The 23,089-nt window shown below is 64.4% G+C and carries 21 protein-coding genes; 12 read left to right on the plus strand and 9 right to left on the minus strand.

The features are described 5' to 3' along the window. Positions 1-24 precede the first annotated feature (24 nt). Complete coding sequence (locus tag AC51GT_RS15760) at positions 25-999, minus strand: transposase (protein ID WP_496329362.1); 975 nt, start codon at positions 997-999, stop codon at positions 25-27. Positions 1,000-1,043: 44 nt separating this feature from the next. After that, a complete protein-coding gene (locus AC51GT_RS15765) occupies positions 1,044-1,439 on the minus strand; it encodes a hypothetical protein (protein ID WP_496324071.1) in 396 nt (131 codons plus the stop codon). Between the two features lie 356 nt (positions 1,440-1,795). On the opposite strand from AC51GT_RS15765, the gene AC51GT_RS15770 reads away from it, so the two are divergent. Genes AC51GT_RS15770 through AC51GT_RS15820 form a run of 11 tightly spaced genes read left to right on the plus strand, consistent with a single transcriptional unit; the run spans position 1,796 to position 12,239 of the window. Continuing rightward, on the plus strand, positions 1,796-3,151 hold the full coding sequence (locus AC51GT_RS15770) for an 8-oxoguanine deaminase (protein ID WP_496329363.1): 1,356 nt from the start codon (positions 1,796-1,798) through the stop codon (positions 3,149-3,151). Between the two features lie 49 nt (positions 3,152-3,200). Continuing rightward, complete coding sequence (locus AC51GT_RS15775; protein WP_496324696.1) at positions 3,201-4,232, plus strand: ABC transporter substrate-binding protein; 1,032 nt, start codon at positions 3,201-3,203, stop codon at positions 4,230-4,232. A 9-nt stretch (positions 4,233-4,241) separates the two neighbouring features. Beyond that, positions 4,242-4,469 carry a hypothetical protein gene (locus tag AC51GT_RS15780; RefSeq protein WP_496324697.1) on the plus strand — a complete coding sequence of 76 codons (228 nt, stop codon included), beginning with the start codon at positions 4,242-4,244 and terminating at the stop codon, positions 4,467-4,469. A 33-nt stretch (positions 4,470-4,502) separates the two neighbouring features. Continuing rightward, positions 4,503-5,198, plus strand: a complete 696-nt coding sequence (locus AC51GT_RS15785; protein ID WP_496329364.1) for a Rieske 2Fe-2S domain-containing protein — start codon at positions 4,503-4,505, stop codon at positions 5,196-5,198. Then, complete coding sequence (locus AC51GT_RS15790; RefSeq protein ID WP_496324699.1) at positions 5,195-5,791, plus strand: glutathione S-transferase family protein; 597 nt, start codon at positions 5,195-5,197, stop codon at positions 5,789-5,791. The genes AC51GT_RS15785 and AC51GT_RS15790 overlap by 4 nt, the downstream gene beginning before the upstream one ends. 23 nt (positions 5,792-5,814) lie before the next feature. Next, a complete protein-coding gene (locus AC51GT_RS15795; protein ID WP_496324700.1) occupies positions 5,815-6,315 on the plus strand; it encodes a thiamine pyrophosphate-binding protein in 501 nt (166 codons plus the stop codon). Next, a complete protein-coding gene (locus AC51GT_RS15800) occupies positions 6,312-6,941 on the plus strand; it encodes a thiamine pyrophosphate-dependent enzyme (RefSeq protein WP_496324701.1) in 630 nt (209 codons plus the stop codon). Before AC51GT_RS15795 ends, AC51GT_RS15800 begins: the two co-directional genes overlap by 4 nt. Then, positions 6,928-8,466 (plus strand): GMC family oxidoreductase, encoded by a 1,539-nt coding sequence (locus tag AC51GT_RS15805; protein WP_496329365.1) that lies wholly within the window; start codon positions 6,928-6,930, stop codon positions 8,464-8,466. The genes AC51GT_RS15800 and AC51GT_RS15805 overlap by 14 nt, the downstream gene beginning before the upstream one ends. Continuing rightward, positions 8,463-9,836: an amidohydrolase family protein gene (locus AC51GT_RS15810; RefSeq protein WP_496329366.1), complete on the plus strand. Its 1,374-nt coding sequence runs from the start codon at positions 8,463-8,465 to the stop codon at positions 9,834-9,836. The genes AC51GT_RS15805 and AC51GT_RS15810 overlap by 4 nt, the downstream gene beginning before the upstream one ends. Continuing rightward, on the plus strand, positions 9,823-10,746 hold the full coding sequence (locus tag AC51GT_RS15815) for an aromatic ring-hydroxylating dioxygenase subunit alpha (RefSeq protein ID WP_496329367.1): 924 nt from the start codon (positions 9,823-9,825) through the stop codon (positions 10,744-10,746). The genes AC51GT_RS15810 and AC51GT_RS15815 overlap by 14 nt, the downstream gene beginning before the upstream one ends. Further along, positions 10,743-12,239, plus strand: coding sequence for an aldehyde dehydrogenase family protein (locus AC51GT_RS15820; protein ID WP_496329368.1), 1,497 nt, complete (start codon positions 10,743-10,745; stop codon positions 12,237-12,239). Before AC51GT_RS15815 ends, AC51GT_RS15820 begins: the two co-directional genes overlap by 4 nt. A gap of 37 nt (positions 12,240-12,276) precedes the next feature. Here the strand turns inward: AC51GT_RS15820 and AC51GT_RS15825 are convergent, their stop codons facing one another. The 5 genes from AC51GT_RS15825 to AC51GT_RS15845 form a co-directional block, all read right to left on the minus strand. Next, positions 12,277-13,317 (minus strand): glycoside hydrolase family 6 protein, encoded by a 1,041-nt coding sequence (locus AC51GT_RS15825; protein ID WP_496329369.1) that lies wholly within the window; start codon positions 13,315-13,317, stop codon positions 12,277-12,279. Beyond that, positions 13,299-15,233, minus strand: a complete 1,935-nt coding sequence (gene glxA / locus AC51GT_RS15830; protein WP_496329370.1) for a radical copper oxidase GlxA — start codon at positions 15,231-15,233, stop codon at positions 13,299-13,301. Before glxA ends, AC51GT_RS15825 begins: the two co-directional genes overlap by 19 nt. Positions 15,234-15,274: 41 nt before the next feature. Continuing rightward, a complete protein-coding gene (locus AC51GT_RS15835) occupies positions 15,275-17,086 on the minus strand; it encodes a glycosyltransferase family 2 protein (RefSeq protein ID WP_496329371.1) in 1,812 nt (603 codons plus the stop codon). 406 nt (positions 17,087-17,492) lie between these two features. Beyond that, positions 17,493-18,380: an oxidoreductase gene (locus tag AC51GT_RS15840; protein ID WP_496324709.1), complete on the minus strand. Its 888-nt coding sequence runs from the start codon at positions 18,378-18,380 to the stop codon at positions 17,493-17,495. Positions 18,381-18,428: 48 nt separating this feature from the next. Beyond that, complete coding sequence (locus tag AC51GT_RS15845; protein WP_496324710.1) at positions 18,429-20,162, minus strand: adenylate/guanylate cyclase domain-containing protein; 1,734 nt, start codon at positions 20,160-20,162, stop codon at positions 18,429-18,431. 199 nt (positions 20,163-20,361) lie between these two features. Here AC51GT_RS15845 and AC51GT_RS15850 point away from each other — a divergent pair, with 199 nt between their 5' ends. Next, complete coding sequence (locus AC51GT_RS15850) at positions 20,362-20,892, plus strand: TetR/AcrR family transcriptional regulator (RefSeq protein ID WP_496329372.1); 531 nt, start codon at positions 20,362-20,364, stop codon at positions 20,890-20,892. A 97-nt stretch (positions 20,893-20,989) separates the two neighbouring features. Here the strand turns inward: AC51GT_RS15850 and AC51GT_RS15855 are convergent, their stop codons facing one another. Then, the gene (locus tag AC51GT_RS15855) at positions 20,990-21,541 is read right to left on the minus strand and encodes a YceI family protein (protein ID WP_496329373.1); all 552 of its coding nucleotides are present in this window, start codon (positions 21,539-21,541) and stop codon (positions 20,990-20,992) included. A 238-nt stretch (positions 21,542-21,779) separates the two neighbouring features. Continuing rightward, positions 21,780-22,940, minus strand: coding sequence for an XdhC family protein (locus tag AC51GT_RS15860; RefSeq protein ID WP_496329374.1), 1,161 nt, complete (start codon positions 22,938-22,940; stop codon positions 21,780-21,782). Positions 22,941-23,089: the final 149 nt, after the last annotated feature.

The following is a 23,089-nucleotide window of genomic DNA, read 5'->3' on the forward strand; positions in this document are numbered from 1 at the left end:
CGGTAGATGTCAACCTGTGTGGAGTCATTTTGTGGCGGGTTGGGGTCCGGTGGAGTTGATTCCTGACCAGTTCGGGGCGGGTGGGGCGGTTGGTGGTTGGCGGAATCGGTCTGGGTGTTCGGTGTAGTAGGCGTCGAGTGCTTGTTGCCGGCGGCGGTGGGTTTCTCGCCAGGATCCGTCGTGGACGTCGTTGGGTGTGTAGAGGCTGATGCCGCTGTGGCGGTGGTGGTTGTTGTACCAGTCGGTGTAGGTGGTGACGTAGTTGCGGGCGTCGTTGAGGGTTTCGAAGATGCCGGGGAAATGTTTGCGGTGTTTGAGGGTTCGGAACTCTGACTCGGAGTACGGGTTGTCGTTAGAGACGCTGGGACGTGAGTGCGATTCGTTGATCTTGTTGTTGCCGAGCATGGTTTTCATGGCATCGGAGCGCATCGCTGATCCTGAATCTGCGTGTACCCATTGGGGTTTGGTTCCTTCTGTGGTGAATGCGGTTTCGAACATTTCCACTGCCATGTAGTCGAGTTCACGGTTTTCGACGCGGTTGGCGATGATCTTGCGGGAGAAGATGTCGATGATTGAGTACACCTTGAATGCTTGTCCGCGGTAAGGGGCTTTGAAGTCGGTGATATCCCAGGACCAGATTTGGTTCGGTCCGGTGGCCAGCAGTACGGGTTTTTCGCGGGGCCCGGTTTTGGTGCGGTGGGTTTTGACTGGTCGCTGTGATTGTTCCAAGGCTGCGGCGTAGCGCCACCAGGTGCGGCGTGAGCCGACTGTTATGCCCTGGTCCCAGGCGGTGGCGTAGGCCTGGTCGACGGAGTCGCCGCGCGTCCAGGCCCGTAGTACGTGCTCCTCGATCGTGGTGATCTCGGTCAGATTCAGTGCGTGTGGTTGGTGGCGTTGGGGGTGTGAGATCGGGTTGCTCACCCGGTTTCGGGGGCGTTGGCGGTATTGCCAGGTTGACCGTGAAATATTCAGTACGGCAAGGGCTTTGCGTTGGCTCATCCCGGGTAGCTGTGCAAGTAGGGTGACCAGCATGTTTTCGGAGGTCAGGAACTGGGTGGCTCGGGTGGAGTGGGGGTGTCGTCGGGCGTGTGCTCGCTCCACTTGTGCATGAGCCCGATAGCTTTTCCCAACGCGTCGTTGGCCGCTCGTAAGGAGGAGTTTTCCTCGTGGAGTTCGGCCAGTTGCGCGTCGTGTTCGCGTTGTTGTTGGGTCAGGAGTTTTTCCAGATCCTCAAGTCGAGCAGGGTGGCTGGTCATTCCTCGAGTCTTGCGAGGTACGAGGTCGCGGTCAAGGTCGCCGTGGAGATAGGCGCTGCGCCAGCGTGCTAACTGTCGGAGGCTGAACGGTTTGTCCTGCAGCCAGGCGGTCTTGCTGCCGTGGCGCTGTTGGAGGTAATCGAGGACGAACTCTCGTTTCTCATCGGTGGTGAAGGCGAGCATCGGGCTTCCTCTCGGTGCGGTGACTCACCTTGAGGCTGACACGGAGGGGGCTGTGCATCTTTGGCACGCTCGACGGTCGGTTCGGCACGCTCGACGGTCGGTTCGGCACGCTCGACGGTCGGTTCGGCACGCTCGGCGGCGGTGACCGGTTACGCAGCGTTAACATCGCCGTTTCGTCCCAGACAAACGGCAACCGTAACTTCAGGAACTACCGGCGGAGAGCGATCGAGCCGGGACAGTCCGCCCGGCTTGCCGGACACGATCTGGAGCTCCCCTCCAGAAGAGGACATTTCACCTCCAGTGGTGGGCGCGAGGGCCATCACAGACGAAAGTTGTCTGGCCCACTGGAGGATTGAATGTACGACCTGCTTTTTCGTGATATCGGACATCTCATGCTGGAGCCGGGTAACGAACTGCCTGATGCCTGGCTGGCGGTGTCGGACGGCCGGGTAGCCGCCGTCGGATCCGCCGGCACTGAGCCCGAAGCAGCCGAAACCCGCTCTCTCGGCGGCCGATTGGTGACTCCCGGCCTGATCAACACCCATCATCACATCTATCAGAATCTGACTCGCTCCTACGGTCCGGTGGTGAACGGATCCCTGTTCGACTGGCTGACCGGCCTCTATCCGATCTGGTCGACGCTCGACGAGGAGGCGGTGTACGTGTCGACGTACATCGGGCTCACCGAGCTGCTGCTCGGCGGTTGCACCACCTCCACCGACCACCTCTACGTGCATCCACGTCCGAATCTGATCGACGCCCAGATCCGCGCAGCCGCTGACATCGGCTTCCGGTTCTATCCGACGCGTGGTTCGATGTCGTTGTCCGTCAAGGACGGTGGACTTCCCCCGGACAGCGTCACGCAGACCACAGAGGCGATCCTCGAGGACTCCGAACGCCTGGTCACGCGGTACCACGACCCGAAACCCGGCGCGATGATCAGGATCGGCCTCGCGCCGTGCTCCCCCTTCTCCGTCGACGACACGCTCATGCGTGCGACCGCCGAGCTGGCCGAGAAACACGACGTCCGCATGCATACGCACCTCGCCGAGGACACCGATGAGCACACCTTCTGCCTCGAGAAGTACGGCCGTACACCGGTCGAGCACTTCGAGGATGTGGGCTGGGCCGGACCCCGATCGTGGGTGGCGCACTTCATCTTCCCGAGCGACGTCGAGGCCCGACGACTCGCCACGGCAGGCGTCGGTGTGGCCCACTGCCCGAGTTCCAACATGTTGATCGGCGGCGGCACCGCCAGGGTCCAGACGCTTCGCGAGCACGGCATGGCCGTCGGTCTCGGTTGTGACGGATCGGCCTCCACAGACCACGCCTCGATGTGGCTGGAAGCGCGAACAGCGCTGCTGCTGGCCAGGTTCGCCGGCGGGCCGACTGCGATGACGGCCCGCGACGCCCTCGACATCGCCACCGTCGGCTCGGCACGGTGCCTGGGGTGGGACGACGAACTGGGACGGCTCACGGTGGGCTCGGTCGCCGACCTGGTCGCCTGGCACCTCGACCCGGTATCCCTGGCCGGCGCGCTGTCCGATCCCGTTGAGGCACTGCTCCGCTGCGGTCCCGCCCGCGCCTGGACAACCGTCGTGAACGGCAAAGTCGTTGTCGACGAGGGACAACCGGTCTTCGCCGCCCTTCCCGAGATGTTGCGCGAACATCGCCGTATCGCCACCCGTATGCAAACAACCGTCCTGACCTGACACCGGCGTCCCGGTCTCGCCACACGTCTTCACCACAAGGAGAAACCCCATGTCCCACGCAGGATTTTCGCTGTCCCGACGGAGTCTGCTCAAGGGCGGTCTCGGACTCGGAGCCATCGCCCTCGGCGGACCCACACTGCTCACGGCCTGCTCGGGGTCCTCGACATCGGTGGCAGCCGACGGCACCACCACCATCGACTACCAGCTCAGCTGGTTGCCGACCACTGAACATTCCGGGAGCTGGATCGCCTCGGACACAGGTCTGTACACGAACAACAAACTCAAGGTCGGGTTTCTCAACGGCGGCCCCAACGTCAGCCCCGACACCGTGGTGATGTCCGGGAAGGCCGCTGTCGGCGGCAGCAACGCCGATGTGGTGGCCAACGCGATCACCCAGGGCGCCGACCTCAAGGTCTTCGGCACCCGATTCCAGAAGAGCCCCTTCTGCATTCTGTCCCTCGCCGAAACACCCATCAATTCCCCCCAGGAGATGGTCGGCAAGAAGATCGGTGTCGCTGCGCTCAACGAGACGTCGTTCAACCTGTTGCTGCAGATCAACAACATCGACCCCGACAGCATCGAAGTCGTCCCCGTTCAGTTCGATCCCGCACCCGTGGTGAACAAGGAAGTGGACGGCCAGGTGGTCTTCGTCATCAACGAGCCCACACAACTCGAGGCCAAAGGTATTGCCACCAACACCTTTCTGTTCGCCGACTTCGGCTACGCCGTCTTCTCGGGTGTCTACTTCGCCAAAACCGAGACCGTCGAGAACAATCCCGAGATGCTCGCCGGATTCCTTCGCGCCGAACGACTCGGCTGGGAGGCGAACGTGGCCGATCCCGCGCTCGGCACCGACCTGACACTCAATGTCTTCGGCAAAGATCAGGGCTTCGACCGCGCACAGCAGTTACTCGAGTCACAGACCCTGCCGCAGATCATGGTCACACCCGACACCGACGCCGGCGGACTGCTCACCCTGCCGCCGGCCCTGATCGAGAAGAACATCGCGACACTGTCCGCCAACGGGATCGATGTGACCGCGGAGCAGCTGTTCACCACCAAGATCCTCGACATGATCTGAGTGGTGTACATGGCGGCAACCCTGATCCTGACCGGGGATCTGATGCCGGATGTCTTCTGCGACTTCATCATCGCGCGCGCCGAGGTCCTCGACGTGCAGGCGGAGGTCATGGAGGCCGCCCCACATCGGATCGTCGTGCGGGTAGGTGGCCGGTCCGACCTCGTCGGCGCCCTGGAGATGGCCTGCGAACTCGCGCCCGGCACCAGCGTTGTCCACGATGTCGTTCGCCACGACTGATCACGAACAGCGCAAGAGAAAGGAATCACCGAGATGCTCTCATCCCACCGCGACTCGGCCTCGGGTTGGGCCCCGGTGGCATTGAGCCGCGACGTGCCATCCGGTTCGTCGACGGACACAATGCTGCAGGGCCACGCCATCGCATTATGGCGGGGAAGCGATGGACTCGTCCACGCCTGGGACGATCGTTGCCCACACCGCGGCATGCGGTTGAGCCTGGGTTTCGTCCGGGACGATCGGCTCGTATGCCTTTACCACGGTTGGGAATACGCGTCCACCGGAGGATGTCGCCACATACCCGCCCATCCCGACCTCGATCCGCCGAGCTCGGTCCGCGCGGACCGGTACCGCACCGCCGAGCGTTACGGCATGGTGTGGGTGGACGGTCGCTCCGGCACCACCCGGGGCGAGATCGAACCGGCAGCGGAGATGCCACCGGAATACCCTGCGACACCCGCCTGCTCGGTGTACGTGAACGCGACGCTCCCCCAGATCCTGAAGTGGCTCAGCGCCCGCACGGACACCATGCAACACGCCGACAATCTCCTCCACACCACCATCGACGGATCCGACATCGTCATCGGCCTCCAGGTCCGCGACGAGGCAACAACCGGGATGCACATCTGCGTCGGTGTGGAGGGTGCCGACCCGGCTCTCCTGCGCCAGATCAACGTGTGGGCGCAGGCGTTCCGTGACGAGATGAACGCACACGTGGCGGTGGCATCGTGAGTGAATTGTTGCTCGACGACTTCGAACTCGACCTCGACTGTTACAAGGTGCGACTCGGACTGGCGCTGCTCGGTATCGAGTACACAAAGGTGCCCGTGAACTGTTATCCGGTTATCTCCGGTTCGGCAGGTGAGGTCCCCGTCCTGCACCACGGCGACCACACCGTACGCGGCGCCGAGGAGGCCCTGCAGTACCTGGCGACGGAGTTCGCCGCCGATACCACTTGGGCGCCGAGCAAATCCGCGGACGCCCAGCTCACCGGTTGGCTCGGCTTCAGCGCCGACACATTCGGTGCCATCAACGCCGCGCGCGACCTGGCCCTGTACAGCACCGCCCGGCTGGATGAGGCCGCCGCCCGGGCGACGGTGGCGGTACAACAACTCGAGGACCACCTCACGCTGGCGCGAACAGACAACCACTGGGTCACCGGACCACATCCCAGCATCGCCGACATCGCGCTCTTCCCCGGCGCGGCCCTCACCCGGGACATCGGCATCGACCGCGGGCGTTATCCAGCGCTGCGGTGGTGGCTGCGCCGAATGCAGTCACTGCCCGGTTTCGTCACGATGCCCGGTATCCCCGTCTTCCCCTGACATCCGAGAAGAAAAGGCTTGCCATGCAACAAAACGCAGTAGATGCGGTGATCCGCGGTCTCAAGAAGGCCGGCGTGAGCACCGTGTGTTATCTCCCCGATTCCCTGTTCAAAGAGCTCTATCCCGCGCTGGACGCCGACCCCGACATCCGCACGATCCAGGTCACCAACGAGGGTGAGGGAGCGGCCATCTGCGGCGGCATCTTCCTCTCGGGCAAACGAGCTGCCCTGATCATGGAGAACTCCGGGCTGCGCGCCTCGGTGGAACCGCTGGCCCGCATGGGCCTGGGCGCCGGGATACCGGTGATCATGCTCATGAGTTACCGCGGTGAACTCGGTGAGAACAACTGGTGGGCCGTCCCGCACGGCATCACGATGGAACCCATCCTCGATGCGCTGCGGATCCCTTACCGCATCGTGCGGGACGAAGACCAGATCGAGCGGGCGATCCACGATGCCTTCGAGTGGTCTTATGCGGCATACCATCATTCGGCAATTGCCCTGGGCGGAGGTCTGGTCCGATGAACGACTCGAGCGAACACATGACCCGATTCGACTGCATGAAGGTACTCGCCGACAAACTGTCGGACGAACTGGTGATCGTCTCGCTGGGCGCCAGTGTCGACGAGTGGTACAACGCCGCACCACACATGCGCAGCGCCAGCCTGTTCCAGCAGCAACTCGGATGCGTGACCCCGCAGGCATTCGGACTCGCGACCGGTCTGCCGCACCGTCGCATCATCTCCCTCGACACCGACGGTGGGATGCTGTTCAACCTCGGCATACTCGCCACCCTCGCCAACGAACGTCCCCGCAATCTGTTCACCGTGGTCTGGGACAACGAGTGCTACCAGTCGATCGGGGGCCCACCGACCCACACGTCGAAGGGCATCGTCAGCATTGCGGCGATCGCCCGCGGCGCAGGTATCGAACATGCTTATACCGCAACCACTCTCGAGGAGTTCGAACAGCACTGCGCGGCCGGACTGACGGCGGACGAACCCTATGTGCTGGTCGCCAAGGTCTCGAGCGTGGTCGAGCCCGGCATCAAACGCAAACACAGCGACGGCCGGGAGGACAAGTACATCTTCGTCCGGCATGTGGAGGCCACCGAACAGATCACCATCATGGGGCCCAGTGAACACAACTGAGACGTTCGACCACATCGTCGTTGGTGGCGGGTCGGCGGGATGTGTTCTGGCCGCGCGACTCTCGGAAGATCCGGACGTCACCGTGCTGCTGGTGGAATCCGGCCCGAGTCACGTCGGGCTCCGCGAGATCGACGAGCCGGCCGGCTGGGCGTCACTGTTGTCGGGCGACCACGACTGGGGTCACTCCTACGCGGCCAACCCGAGCCTCGACGGGCGCGTGGTCCCGATACCCCGCGGACGGGTACTCGGAGGCTCGAGCAGCATCAACGCCATGCTCTGGTACCGGGGACATCCGCGCGACTACGACGCCTGGGAGGACAGTGGCGCACCGGGATGGAACTGGGAGTCGATGCTCCCGTACTTCCGTCGCTGCGAGAACTGGGAAGGCGGTGCCTCCGAATTGCGCGGCGGGGCAGGACCACTGACCATCACCACACCCGCAGAACCCCATCCGGTCGCCGAGGCATTGCTGGGAGCGGCGGCGGAACTGGGCTTTCCGGTCCTCGACGACTCGAACGGCGATGACGTCCACGGCGCCTCCCTGGCGAATCTGACGATCGCGAACGGCCGACGGATGAGTACGGCCCGCGCCTATCTCGACCCCGTGGCGCAGCGGCCCAATCTCACCGTGCGGACCAGTACCCATGTCGATGCCCTCGTATTCGATGGTCCGCGCTGCATCGGGGTCGAGATCGGCGGATCCATGGTTCGTGCCGATCGGGACGTGATCCTGGCGGCCGGCGCGATCTCGAGTCCCCATCTGCTACTGCTTGCGGGCATCGGCGACCCCGAACAGCTCGGTGCGCATGGCATCCGGGTCCGAAGTGCCCTGCCGGGTGTGGGCCAGAACCTGCAGGACCACCCGCTTCTGATGGGGGTGAACTTCGCCGCACGCCTGCCGCTGGGGTCGGTGCGCGACAACGGCGGCGGGGCCATCCTGAACTGGTGTAGCTCACCGGAGCAGCCCCTCCCCGACCTGCACGCCTTTGTCGTCCAGGGCCCACACGCGACGCCCGAGGTCGCGGCGACGTACGGACTTTCGGGTTCCGACAACATCTTTGCGGTCTCTCCCGGGCTCATGCGGTCGTACAGCGTCGGACAGCTGACCTTGCGCTCCGCCGACCCGGCGACCGCACCGGAGATCGATCCGCGGTACCTCTCCGATCCCCGTGATCTCACCGCGTTGGTCGCCGGACTGGACACCGTCATGGATCTGGCCGAGACCGCGGCCTACCGTGAGCTGATCGAGCGCCCGATCGCACCGGATCGCCGACTCACCGGAGCCGACCGCGCAGCGTTCGTGCGCATGAGTTGTTCGACGTTCTTCCACACCGCGGGCACCTGCGCGATGGGGACCGGCAGCGCCGCCGTGGTCGACCCCGACCTGCGCGTGTACGGCATCGAGAACCTACGCGTGGTGGACGCCTCGGTGATCCCCATCTTGCCCTCCTGCAACACCAACGCCCCCGTCGTCGCGCTCGCCGAGCGCGCCGCAGATCTGATCGCCGGAAGGTCCGCCGCATGAGCACTCTTCTCACCGCCGACGCCGTGGTCACCGTCGACGCCGCCCGCACCGTGATCCCCGATGGCGCGGTCCTGGTGGACGGTGACCGGATCGTCGCCGTCGGACCCACCGGCCAACTCACCGCCACGTACCCCGAGGCCGACGTGACCGCATTGCCCGGACGGCTGCTGATGCCCGGACTCATCAACGCGCACAGCCACTCCGGGCTGTTGCGCGGTACGGCCGAGGCGCTTCCGGTCTGGGAATGGCTGCGCGTGCACATCGATCCCATGCACCGGGTGGTCTCCGCTGCCGAGGCGGAGGCGGCGTCCTGGCTCTGCTACGCCGAGAGTGTGCTGGCCGGCACCACGACCGTGGTGGACATGTGGCGGCACATGCACGGCAGCGTCGCCGCCGCCACCGGAGTCGGAAACCGGCTTGTCACAGTCAATTACGTGGGGGCGCACCCCGACTTCGACTACTTCGACACCCTCGACGACAACGAACGCTTGCTGCAGCGCAGTCAGGGCGCCGCGAACGGACGGGTGTCGGTCTGGGTGGGGCTCGAGCACGTCTTCTATGCCGATGCCGCCGGGCAGCGCCGGGCCATCGACATGGCACGCGACTACGACACCGGTTTCTACACACACTGCAGCGAATCCGAGATCGAGATCGCGGAGTTCGACAAGCGATACGGCAGTCGGCCGATGATGGCGCTGGAGCGACTCGGATTCTTCGACGTCCCGCGCACCATGCTCGCGCACGCGGTCTGGCTCGACGACGACGAGATCGCGTTGCTCGCCCAGCGTGGTGTCGCCGTGGTCCACAACCCGGTGAGCAACATGAAACTGGCGAGCGGGGTGGCACCGATCGAACGCCTGCTCGCTGCCGGTGTACTCGTCGGGCTCGGTACCGACGGCGAGAAGGAGAACAACAACCTCGACATGTTCGAGGAGATGAAAGCCGCTTCCCTGCTGGCAAAACTCTCGAGCGGGGATGCCGCCGCCCTCGACAGCTGGAAGGTGATCGAGATGGCCACCATCAACGGTGCCCGTGGTCTCGGGCTGGACGCCGACATCGGGTCGTTGGAGCCGGGGAAGAAGGCCGATCTGATCGCCATCCGTACCGACACCCCGCGGATGACACCGTTCTTCCCGGAAGGTCCGTATTTCAATCTGCAGCACAACCTGGTCCATGCGGTGCGCGGCTCCGATGTGGACCTGACGATGATCGACGGCCGGGTCGTGGTACGCGACGGACAACTCGTGTCGCAGGATCTGCCCGACATCATCGCGCGCGCCCGCGCCTCGGTTCCGGGCCTGTTCAAACGGCGGGCGGACTGGCTCGCCGAACACGACGACCTGGAAGGAGTCTTCAGTGCCCACGATTGACGATATCCACGGCGATGCCGGCAGTGATGGCGACGGCCGCTGTGATGATCCGGTGGTTCTGGACCAATGGTATGCCGTGTGCGCCCTCACCGAACTGGGCGACGGTGGTGCAATCACGACAACACTTCTCGGCGTCGAAGTGACCTGTGTGGCCGACGGGGCGGACATCCCGCTGGTCCACGCAGACGGCGTCGAGCTGCCCGTCCGCCTGCGCTACGGGTTCGTCTGGACCACGCTCGGCACCCCGGCCGGGGACATCTTCGATCTCCCCGAATCGCTGGAACCGGATCGGCGGTACGTACCGTGCGGATGGATCACGATGCGCACCTCGCCCGGCCGGGTGGTGGAGAACTTCCTCGACATGGCCCACTTCCCGTTCGTGCATCCCGGGATCCTCGGCGGCGAATCGAATACCGAGGTGGCCAAGTACGAATCGGAGATCCGCCGCGACGTCGACGAGGTGTGGGCCACCAACTGCACGTTCTTCCAGCCGCAGGTCAGTGCGAGTTCCGAGGGCGCGTTCGCGCAGTTGTCCTACCGGGTCCCCGCCCCGTACCTGGTGGTGCTCTACCGGGTGTCACCGGCCGACCCGACCCGCCAGGACGCAATCGCCCTGTTCATCCAGCCGATCACCCAAACCCTGTGCCGGGCACAGCCGGTGATGTACCTGGTCGATCAGGAGGCCGACTACACCGACCTGCTCCATTTCGAGCAGACGATCTTCCTGCAGGACCGCATCATCGTCGAGAATCAGCGCCCCCTCTTGCTGCCGCTGGACCCGCGAGACGAAATCCCCACCCGGGCAGACGGTTCATCCATCACCTACCGACGCTGGCTCAAGGCGAAAGGGCTGCGCTACGGAGCCCTGCCCTTTCCGCCCGCCCGCAGCCGCCGAGGAGCAGACGCGTGAACACCCCGACCACAGTTCCTCGCCACAGCGCCGGGTTCCTGAGTACCTCACCCAAGAAACTCCTGATCGCCGGCGTATGGGTGGCGGCCGGCAGAGGGGTCTTCGAGAGCCGCGACCCGGCCACCGGCGAGCTGCTCGCCGAGATCGGTTGCGCCTCAGGGGCTGACGTCGACCAGGCCGTGCGGTCGGCGCGTGAGACGTTGACCGGGCAGTGGGCACAATGCACACCCACCGCGCGTGGCAAGTTGTTGTGGCGCCTGGCCGATCTGATCGACGAGCACGCCGACGAATTGGCCGAGCTCGAGACACTCGACCAGGGCAAGACGTGGGCCACCTCCCGTTTCGCCGAGATTCCCTCGGCTGCAGAACAGTTCCGGTATTACGCCGGCTACGCGAACAAGATCTCGGGAACCACCATCACACCGTCTGTCACCTACCAGCCGGCCGGACGGAAGGTGATGGCACACACCGTGCGCGAGCCCGTCGGCGTGGTCGCGGCGATCGTGCCCTGGAACTCGCCGCTGCTGATGGCGGCGATGAAACTGGCTCCCGCACTCGCGTCCGGTTGCACCGTGGTGCTCAAACCTGCCGAGGACACCAGTCTGACCGCGATCCGCCTCGGCGAACTGATTCTCGCCGCGGGCATCCCGGCCGGAACGGTCAACATCGTCACCGGCGACGGTGACGTCGGACGAGCGCTGGCGCAGCATCCCGGTGTCGACAAGGTGACCTTCACCGGGTCCACCGAGGTCGGTAAGAAGCTGGTGGAGAACGCCGGTGGCAGAAACCTCACCCGGCTCACGCTCGAACTCGGCGGCAAGTCGCCGGTGATCGTCCTCGACGACGCCGACATGTCGATCACGGTGCCCGGCGTCGCCCGCGGCATCTTCGCCAACGCCGGGCAGGTCTGCGTGTCCGGTTCACGGGTATATGTCGCGCGCAACGCATATCAGGAACTCGTCGACGGTCTGGCGACCGCGGCCTCCTCGATGCGGCTGGGCCACGGACTCGACCCGGCCAGCGATCTCGGTCCGCTGGTCAGCCGGGCGCACCGGGCGCGGGTCGCCGAGTACGTGGACGGCGGTGTGGCCGGTGGAGCCGAAGTGGTCTCCGGCGGCACGGTCGTCGACGGGGAGGGCAGCTTCTACCGGCCGACCGTGATCACCGGCGCCGGCCCGGACATGGCGCTGATGCGGGAGGAGATCTTCGGACCGGTGGTGGCGGTCACCGCGTTCGACGACATCGACGAGGTGCTCGGCTGGGCCAACGACACCGACTACGGGCTCGCCGCCAGCGTCTGGACCCGCGATTTCAGTGCCGCCCATCGGCTCTCCGCGGACGTCAAGGCGGGAACCGTATGGATCAATTGCCACTCCTACTTCTCACCTGAGCTACCCAAAGGTGGTCACAAGCAGTCCGGTTGGGGCGTGGAGAACGGCGCACCCGGCCTCGACAACTACCTCGAGTCGAAGACGATCTGCATGATGGTCTGAGGCGTCGGCCGAGTTCCGCCAGGACTCGGCCGTCACCTCAGGGCAATTGGGCGACCAGCAGATCTCCGTCGAACTCACCGGCCGGTTTGTCGCTGATCCCGCATTGTCCATCGGACTCGCCGGGGACCTTCACATACACCTCTTCGACCCTGGCATCCGGATCGAATGTTCTGTCCGAGATCGTGCCCAAGGATTGCGTGGGCGGGTTGCACCACTCGGCGCTGCCACCGGCAGCGCCGTTACGCGAATTGTCGATCATCACGAAAAGATGCTCGCCGTAAGCATGTTGAACGTCGAGACCGTACTGCTCGGTCTCGACTCGCGGACGGTAGTTCGCCACGTTCAGCGCGATTCCCGGTACGTCGACGTCATGCGCCGAGATCCGTGCGAGGAACTCTGCCGTGACCTGCGGGGTGCGCCACGTACTGTTGCCTGCATCGAGATAGACCGCGGTGTTCGTGTTCGCGGCAAGTACCTTCAGCGCTGCGGCCAGCATCGAGACACGCTCTGCGGCATCGGCGTCGGGCAGATCCGGCAGATGCGCGAGCGCATCCGGTTCCAGGACCAGCACCGCATCGCCCTGCCCGATCACGTCACTGATTCCCTGAATCCACGCTATATATGACGCGGCCGATGCGCTACCACCTTGCGAATGACCACCGTCATCGCGATGAGGAATGTTGTAGGCCACAAAAACCGGCACCGATCCGCTCGCCACCGAACGGTCCAGCACCTCACGAACGGTTTGCGCGGAGTCGTCGGCGAAGAGCCACACCGCCACCGGGGTGTCGATCAGATTTCTCAGGGACTGCTGTTTGTCCGCTGGGACATAGCCTTTCGCTGCCACCAGGTTCGCCGTGTACTCCGGGTCGGCCCGGACCGAATAGTCGGCGCGCGCCGGTGCGGCACGTTCGGGAACCGCTGCACTGTCGGCAGGACCACCTTCGGCCCCACCGGTGCAAGCCGAGAGCAGGAGCACGCCGAAAGCCGACCACGCCAGGGCAACTCGACGCACCGGCGAGGCGCGGATTGGTCCGACCGACGGTTCCTCAACCGGAGTCACTCGACCTGAACCCATTTCGCGATGCTGGGAACCCCCGCGGTGTCATTGAAGAAAAGCATGTAACTCCCCTTGGGCAGTAGGGCTCGTTCGGTCGGCAAGGTCACGGTGACCTTATCCCGATCTTGGACGAATCCGACGTCGACAACCCGCTGATTGGTGTCGGTGACGTGCGTCGTTGCGGCCGGCAGCACCAACCTCGCCGATGCGATCGTCGTGCCTTCGGATCCCGGATCCAGGTTGAAGACTCCGGATCTGCCCAGCGGCAATGCGACCGGACCATCGGAGACCTCGATGCGCGACACCGTCTTTCCGTCCGGCCGGAACAGGTAGGACGGGGTGTAGATCTCCAACCGCTGCTCGAACTCTCCGGGCAGGGAGTTGGCTTTGTCCGAGAACAGCGGATCGGATCCCATCGTCAGGATCTGCCCATTCGGCAGGAGGATCGCCGACGAATGGTAGTTGCGGCCGACACCCGGATCGGCCATCGCCGTGAGTTGACCGCCGGCGGTCAGCACATAGCTCTTGAGGAGGTCGCTCTCACCGCCACCCCGATAGTCCCGGGACCCTCCGGTGATGAACACGTCACCCGAGGGCAGCGGTACCAGGCTCGGATACCGGGTGCCGTCCGCCAACTCACCGAACGGCTCGAATCGGGGTGCCGGGTTCTTGAGGTCGATGACGTCGATCCTCTCCGTGGACAGCGGCGAGTTCCCGATGCCGCCCCCGCCGACGACCACCAACCGCTGATCGTTGACCGGACCGATCCACGTGGACGACCCGGTTTCGAGCTGATCCGGATCGCGAAGTCCGGGCACCGGCGCAAATGTGTTGTTCTTCAGGTTCCACAGGCCGGGCTCCCGACCCGATTCGGCGGGTCCCCATCCGGTTGACGGCCCGGCAAAGAACAGCACGTCGTCGCGAGCGGTCTGGAACACCGCCGGATAGGTCGGGAAGAACCTCTTCAGGCTGCCCCGTTCCGTCCACTGCTTCGTCTTGGGGTCGTAGATCTCGTTCTGGCCGTCCAGGATTCGACCGGAGTTGTCGAGACCGGACAACGCGATGACGGTTCCGTTCGGCAAGGTGGTCAGCGTCGGATACCAGCGGGCGTAGTTCATGTCGCCGACCCGCTCGTATTCCTCGGTGACCGGGTTGAACTCATAGGAGTAGCGGGTCCCCTGATACTCCTTCTTCTCCAAGGTCATCTTCGGCGCGAAACCGTGCAGATTGCGCCGATCCGCCGGCGACATCCCGTCGAGTTCCACCCGGTAGGCCTCACCTTTGAGTGACACTCCCGCCGCTCCGGCGATCACGGCTTCCACGAAGACGTTTCGGTCGGTCGGCGCGACCTTACGAGTCCGGGGATTGACCGTCGCCGCGGGCACCACGACCTCCGAGTCGGACCGGTACTGCCTGCCACTGGCCAGCGCGGTCAGTGTCGTGCCCTTGGGAACCACAAAAGACTTGCCGGGCGTCTCGTTCCGGATTGTCACGTAGCCACCGGCGTTGGTGACGTCCTTGGCCGCCTTCTCGTACCCCTGCGTTCCGCCGGCCACCAGCAGGTTGCCACTCGCCAAATGGGCGTGGCCGGCGCAGAACATGTCTTCGGGTGTCTTGACCTCTTTGATGTACCCGTCGGACGGGTCGTAGACGACCGTGCTGAACTGCCCGGCCTCAAAACTCTCTTTGTCGTTGCCCGAACCGGCGATCAGCAGTATCCGCCCCGAGGGAAGCAACGCCGCGTGTACCGCATTGATCTTGTGATCGCCGGGCAGCGTGATGGTCTCCCATTTGCCGTGCTGAGCCTTGTACTCGTCGGAATTGATCAGCCGATGCCTGTTGACGTTCTGGATCAGCTCGGCGGCCGGAGGCGCGGAGAAGCCGGCCAGCAACAGCACCGCACCCACGCCGATGGCCGTTCGCCAATTCACCACCGACGCGAAGCTCACCTTGAGCTTCCGGCGTATTCGCGGAGTCAAGCGTTCACCGGCGTACGAGCCAACGTGCCGGTGTGGGCAGCATCCGGATCGGCAGCGGCCCCCACCGCAACCGCCCGCTTCCGGAAGGTCGAGCAGTGCCAGATCACCATCGGTGAGGCCGACAGCGCCGCCGCCGACAGCGGCCACAGCAGGGTCGCGGGGTCGGCGTAGCCATTGACACAGATGAGGACGATCACGATCACGTAGAACAGCAGCCAGATGATGTTGAGCCGGAAGGCGAACCAGGTGTCCCGGTTGCTGTGCACGCCTTTGGGCGTCACCTCGAAGCCGGCCTTCCGCCGGAGCACCATCTTGATCAGTGCGGCGGCGTAGACCGGCGCGGTGACCACGCTCATGAACATCCCGTAGACGCCCCAGGACCGCCCGACCTCATAGGGGCTGACGTTGTGACGCCGCGACGAGACGTAGACCGACATCTGCAGAACAGACACCCAACCGTAGAAGAGCAGCCAGTCATCCGGGGCCACGCCGGTGGCACTGACGCCAAAAATACCGAACAGCAGCGCATTGACCGCCCCGAGGAGCCACGTCACCGCCATCACCGGGTAGAACGACATCAACAGCAGGTAATGCGCGATGCGCAGCGGACTCCGCCGCATCCCCCACATCTGACGCAGAAACGGTCCGGCGAACATCTGTTCCAATGATCCTCGCGCCCAACGGGTCTGCTGTTTGTAGAAACTCCCCCAGGTGTCCGGTCCCTGACCGTGTGCGAGGAGGTCGGGGGTGTACACCCCTTTCCACAGGCGACCGGTGTTCGGGTTCGTCCGACAGAGGACCTCGAAACTGGTGGCCATGTCTTCGGTGATCGACGACTGGATGCCGTCGATCTGACGCAACACGTCGCTGCGGATCGCATAACTGGTGCCCACCAGCATCGGCGCCCAGTACGTGTTGGCTGCGGTCTGGATCAGGGCGTGGAATGGGAACTGTTGCGACTCGGCCAATTTGGCGACGACGTTGGAGGTCGCATTCGCATACGCCTGGGGTCCCGAAACGTAGGCGATATCGGGGTCCTCGAAATAGCCGAGCATGCGGTCACCGAACTCCGGGAGCGGAACATGATCGGGATCGAGCCCCATGATGACGTCGTACGCGGGAAAACGGTCCGTGGTGCTCAGCCAGTCGAAAGCGGCGTTGATGTTTCCGTACTTGGTTTTGGTCGAGAACTTCTTGCCGGCGTGATAGTTGGGTATCCCCAGCCTGCTGAAGTGGTAGATCATGTTGCCGCTGACCTCGTCGTTGATCGCGTCGATCAGCCCGGGCACGCGTTGCGGATCGTGCGGATCACCCTCGTCGAGCACGAACACATCGAAAGTTCCCGTTTGCACGCCGTTTTCGTTCTCGACGTGATGCTCGATCAACTTTGCCGCGCGCAGGGTTCCCGCCAGGACATCGATGTCCTCGCTGGCCGGAACATAGGTGATGAAGAGCGCAACGTTCAAACCCGCGCGAGGTCTGACAAGGACCGGCTTTTTCACCAGGACGGTGGACGTGGCCAGCATGCAGATGAGGATCATCCGCAGGGATTCGATCAGCAATGAGATCGCGAGCAATACGAACACGATCGAACCGGCAACCGAGACCCGGCCGGCAACCGAGGTCCCGGCGAAGGTGAGCCAGTAGACGTAGCCCAGGCTCACGGACAGCGTGATGATCGCCAGCATCGCGGCGCCGAGGCAACGAATACGAGTGTTCATGTTTTGAAGTCGTACGCGCCCGCCGCAATCGTCGGAGGGGTCACCGGTGATCCGGCTCTTCTCGACGATCAGGTCCTCGAGGCGCATTGTCACGCTCCGCCGGAACAGCGCACAACCATCACCAGACCCCGCCGACGATGGACGAAGTCCTGATTGCGAAAGCCTACTTCGCGGAAAGATACGCGCATGCAGAACTCCGAAGGTATTGGCCGAGTTGGTATTCGAATCAGTAGATGTGAGCATCGCTGCTCGATTGCGTTCGCGCAACAGCACTTACAGGATGATTCACCACACTTGATTGACCGTTAGAGTCAGTAGTGGAACGGACGGTCGGATTCCGTCAATCGTTCAATGGAACCTGCGCGCGTCAAACCGGCGTTCCCACCCGATCACTCCGAAAATTGTGACGAGCATCATATTCCGGCGGCCGGCGAGATTAAGGATCGCAGGAGCGGCATCCCGCGATTTTCAGAACGGGAAGGTCACACCCGCATCAGTTCGACGAGGCCGGGTCCACGGAATACGTCACGCCGGTCAACGACTCCGACAGTTCCCACAGACCGGCGGCCGTCAGTTCATCGCGTGAGCGCTTGTTGCTCTTGGCCGGTCCCGGGGCACCCCGGGATCCGCCGAGTTTGGTCGGACCATAGAACCCGCCGGACCGTGCCTGATCGGACGTCGCGGCGTACAGGGTGGGCAGGGCGCCGTCGGCGGCCGGCTGAGCGATCAGGTTACCGAGAACCATGAAGCGGTCCCACACCGATTCTGTGTGCGACTGCAACCCGGTGGCGGCGTATCCGGGGTGGACCGCCATCGATTTCACCGGAGACCCGGCGGCGGCGAGCCGCCGCGCGAGCTCGTACGAGAACAGCAGATTGGCAAGTTTCGACTGGCCATACGCCGGCCAACGCGAGTACGAGCGCTGCCGGTAGTTGGGATCCTCGAGGTTGATCTTGCCCATCTGGTGCATGGCCGACGACACGGTGACGACCCGATCGGAGATCTTGGGGAGCAACAGCCCCGTCAACGCGAAATGCCCGAAGTGGTTGGTACCCATCTGCATCTCGAAACCGTCGACCGTGCGCCGCAGCGGTATTGCCATGACGCCGGCGTTGTTGATCAGCACGTCGATGGGACCGGTCCGCTCGGCGCACGCGCGGACGGAAGCCAGATCGGCCAGATCGAGTTCGGTGACCGTGGCGTTGGAACCGATCCGGGCGGCCACGGGTTCGGCACTGGCCACGTTCCGGCAGGCCAGGATCACGTTCGCCCCGGCAGCTCCCAGCGCCAGAGCGGTTTGTTCACCGAGTCCGCCGTTGGCTCCCGTGATCAGGAAGGTACGTCCGCTCTGATCGCCGATATCCGCCGTGGTCCATGTCATCGCCTCAACCTACCCCTCGTCGTTCGAGCATCGATGTGTCTTGCCCTGTCATCTCCGGTCGCGCATCCCGAACAGCGACCGGGTCCCCTCACCGACAACACCGGAAACCATGGTCGTCGGGAACTTGAAAGCGGTGCCGATCAGCGATTTCAGGCTACGGCTGCCCTGTTCGCTGTCGACCGGAATCGTGTAGAGCCTGGTCGGTACCGCGCGGCCCCGCAACACCAGCGATCCGATCGAATCCCAGTGACCGTGTTCGTCGTCGGAGTGCTCGATCGCCGATCCGCTGGCCAGCACGTGCGCGCGAACCGATTTGGCGGCCTCGGACAACCGCGCCGCCTCGTTCACCGCATCGCCGATCACCGTGTACTCGTAGCGTTTGACCGCGCCGATGTTGCCGGCGAACACGGTCCCCGCCGAGACCCCGATCGAAAAGTGGAGCGGTCGAAGCACTTCGAGTTCGGCATGGAGATCGCGAGCGGCGCCCAGTGCGGCGCCCGCCGGATCGGCCACCGCACTGGGCGCACCGAAGATCGCCAGCGCCGCATCACCCTCGAACTTGTTGATGAATCCGCTGTGCCGTTCGACGACCTCCGCGACGATGGCAAAGAAGCTGTTGAGAAGGGTCGCGACGGTTTCGGGCGCTTCGCGTTCGGCCAGTTTCGTCGAGCCCTGCACATCAACGAAGATCACACCGACATAGGTGTTCTCGCCATGAAAACCCGCACCCTGTTCCAGCGCCAGCTTCGCGACGCCATCTCCGACGTGCCGTTCGAACAGCTCTCTGATCTGCTCGCGCTCGGCCAGCCCCGACACCATGTCGTTGAACCCCTGCTGGAGGATCCCGAGCTCGGAGGAGTCGTAGACCTCCAGGACCGGATGCGACTGCCCGGCCCTCACGCGCTCCATCCCGCTGCGGATCTCACCGAGCGGGTCGGTGATCGAGCGGGACACCAGTACCGTCGCCCGGATACCACCCACCAGACAGAAGCCGGCCAGGACCACCGTCGGAACGTCGACGACGTACCGGCTCGCCGGGATCCAGTCCGGCAACCGGCCGACGTTGATCGCGATGAGGCCCACCAGCGGGACGGCGCAGAAGACGATCCAGACCGCGATCAGGCGTTCCCGGACGCCGAGGATGGACCGGCCCAGCACCCCGTCACGCAACGCGATCGCCACCAGGGGCCGCGACACACGTTCGACGAACAGGTACGCCAGGCAGGCCGCCGACGTCCCCGCCATGAGGAAGGCCGATCCGAACACCACGAACTCCACAGCGGTGCCGCCGAGTCCGAAGGGGATGTAGATCAGTGCCCCGATCGCCCAGGTGAGCAGCGTCGCGCCGGCTTGCTGCAGCGGCATCATCTGGATCGATCTGCGCCGATCCGGTGTCGCCGGAACGGCTTTCACAAACCAGACCAGCTGCGGATACAACACGGCGGTACTGACCGCACCGCCGAACAACAAGCCGATGACCACTGAGCAGATCAGGACCGGGATATTCGCCGCGTCGATCATCCCCGGCACGCTCAGTTCACCGCCGGTCATCACCAACTGGATCATGACCACGGTCTCGAATGCCGCCGCCAGGTTGCTGACAGCAATGCCGATCAGCGCCAGGACCACGAAGCGGTTGGCCACGTGCCGGCGACTGGCCGGACCATCCAGACTCGGATCGGGTACATCGACGAAGTAGTGATCGATCCGATCATCGATACGGCGAATGCTCTTGACGGCGTTGGCCAGCCGGGAACGTCGGCTGGACTGGTGCGCCGTCAAGGTCCACCTTCTCTCACCGCCGATCAGCGGACCACGGGCGCGGCCAGTTCTCGATCGCAGCTGACGGCAACTATACATAATGCAACTCGAGTTGCGTTAGAGTCGATGGGTGCGTCAAACCGGGTCTTCGGACCCCATTCCCGAGACGACATCACGGAGCCGGTCACACCGACGCGGGGCGGCCGTCCGGGATCGCGTGATGTCGGCGACCGTGAACGAACTGCTCAACGTCGGCCTCGACGGGCTCACCATCGCGCAGGTGGCGGACCGGGCAGGCGTGCATGTCACCTCCATCTACCGCAGATGGAAGACCAAGGAACAGTTGGTCACCGACGCCCTGCTCGATCAGTTCGATTCGACGATCGACGCGCCCGATACCGGGTCTCTGCGAGGCGACCTGATCGCACTGACCATCGATCTCCATGCCGCCCTCACCAAACCCCAGGTGAAGACGCTCTCACGACTCGTGGCCATGCCCATCGACATCGGTCCACTCGTCGAAATGCAACGCCGGATGACGCAGGCCCGGATCGAGGTGATGACCTCGATATTCAGACGGTCGGCCGAGCGCGGAGAAATCGACATCACCACCGAACCCGACTATCCGCTGCTCCTCGAAGTGATCCACGCGCCGATCTACGCGCGCGTCCTGCTCACGAGAGAGCCGGTGGATCCGACGTTCATCGAAGCGCTCATCGACATACTGATGGCCGGCTTCGGTCCGCGCTGACCTCATCCGCGGTTGCGACAGACGACAGCGGCGGCCGTGCATCCGGGGTAATCCGGACACACGACCGCCGCTTGGACGTCGTCGTTACTGCGCGAGGTCAGGCAGTCTTGACTGCCTCGATGTCGAGTGTGATGGCGATCTTGTCGCCGACAACACTGCCACCGGTCTCCAGCGGCATATCGATGTTGATGCCGAAGTCCTTGCGGTTGAGGACAACCGAGGCCTCGAAGCCGGCAACCGGGCCGTTACCCATGCCCGGGTTGACGCCGTTGAACTCGAGCTTGAGCGTGACCGGCCGGGTGACGCCGTGAAGACTGAAGTCGCCGTCGACCAGGTAGTCGTCGCCGTCGGCCTTGACCGCGGTCGAGGTGAAGGTCGCAGTCGGGTACTTGTCGACCTCGAAGAAGTCGGCGGAGCGGATGTGGCCGTCACGGCCTTCGTTTCCGGTGTTGATCGAGGCGACGTCGATCTCGGCGGTGACGGACGGGACACCGTTCTCGTCGACGGTGATGGCTCCCGAGAAGGTCTCGAAGTTTCCACGTACCTTGCTCACCATCAGGTGGCGAACGGAGAAGGCGACCGCCGAGTGGGTCGGATCGATGGTCCAGGTGCCGGCTTCCAGATCGGTGGTGGTGATGGTGGCGCTCATGTGGTTCTCCTTGGAAAGTCTGTTGGCTGGGACTACGTATGATCTAACCGGACCGTGGTCCGAATCATTCCACCGGGGTGAACGTTCGTCTGCCGACACCGCCTGATCTGCGAAGACCCGCACCAGATGTGACCGAATGCATTGCGCAGGGCAGAACTGGACGGCACGAAGCGAGCTGAAGCGGCACCGGAGAAGTGGTCCGAGGGTGTCCAGGAGACGTTCCGATAGGCCGCCGCGCTCACCTGTTCTCTGCTGGGACGCTGGACTCCTGCAGGCGGTCCTGCGGATGATGGATCGGTCCGTCCGTCTCGGTCAAGGGGCGACCCCCGCCGCCCCATCGCCGGGCGATGATCTCTGCGGCAATCGAGACCGCGGTCTCCTCCGGCGTCCGCGCCCCCAGGTCTAGTCCGATCGGACTCGCCAATCGCGCGATCTGGTCGTCGGTCAAGCCGACTGCTCGCAGACGCTCGATCCGGTCCTCGTGGGTGCGCCGCGACCCCATCGCGCCGACATACGCAACCTCGGGCATTGTCAGCGCGACCTCCAGTAGCGGTACGTCGAACTTCGGATCGTGGGTCAGGACGCAGATGATCGTCCGTCCGTCCACGGCACCGGCGTCGACCTGCTCGGTGAGATATCGATGGGGCCAATCGACCACGACCTCGTCAGCGGTCGGAAACCTGGCCGATGTGGCAAACACCGGGCGCGCATCACAGACGGTCACCCGATAGCCGAGGAACGATCCCTGCTGTGCCACCGCGGCGGCAAAGTCGATCGCGCCGAACACAAGCATCCGCGGACGGGGCGCGTGACTGGACACAAATACCGCCATGCCTTCGCCCCGGCGTTCTCCTTCCGGTCCGTAGTGCAAGATCTCGCTGCGCCCGGAGGCCAGGAGCCCCCGCGCGTCGTCGATCACCGCGCTGTCCATCCGACCCGACCCGAGCGACCCCTCCACCGATTCCGGCCGGATGACGAGCCGTCGACCCACCCACTCCGAATCCGGGTGTTCGATCACGGTCGCGATCGCGACCGGACGGTGATTGTCGATGTCGTCGGCGACGTCACCGAGTTCAGGAAAGGTCTCCTGCGAGATCGCCTCGGCGAAAACGTCCAGGATTCCGCCACAGGTCAGCCCGACCGCGAAGGCATCGTCATCCGATACCCCGTACCGCTCCATCGCCGGGACACCGGACGCCGCAGCGGCAGCGGCCAGCTCGTAGACAGCGCCTTCGACACATCCGCCCGACACCGAACCGCTCACCGCCCCGTCGGGAGACACCACCATCAGCGCTCCAGGAGGCCGTGGCGCCGACCGGAAGGTCTGCACAACCGTGCCGACGCCTGCGGTGGCACCCGAACGCCAGATACGCATCAGATCTGCCAGCACGTCCTGCATCTCAAACTCCTCCACGCGGCCGCGGCCCGTTCTGCCCGCACCCCTTTGTAACCGGCCACTGCCGATTCGACGTGCCGACCCGACCTCCAACGTAAGCACAGAATGTGACGCCCGCTCGGCTTCGGGCCCAATCCGCCATGGTCCGGCAC

Source organism: Williamsia sp. z34 (genome assembly GCF_059553395.1).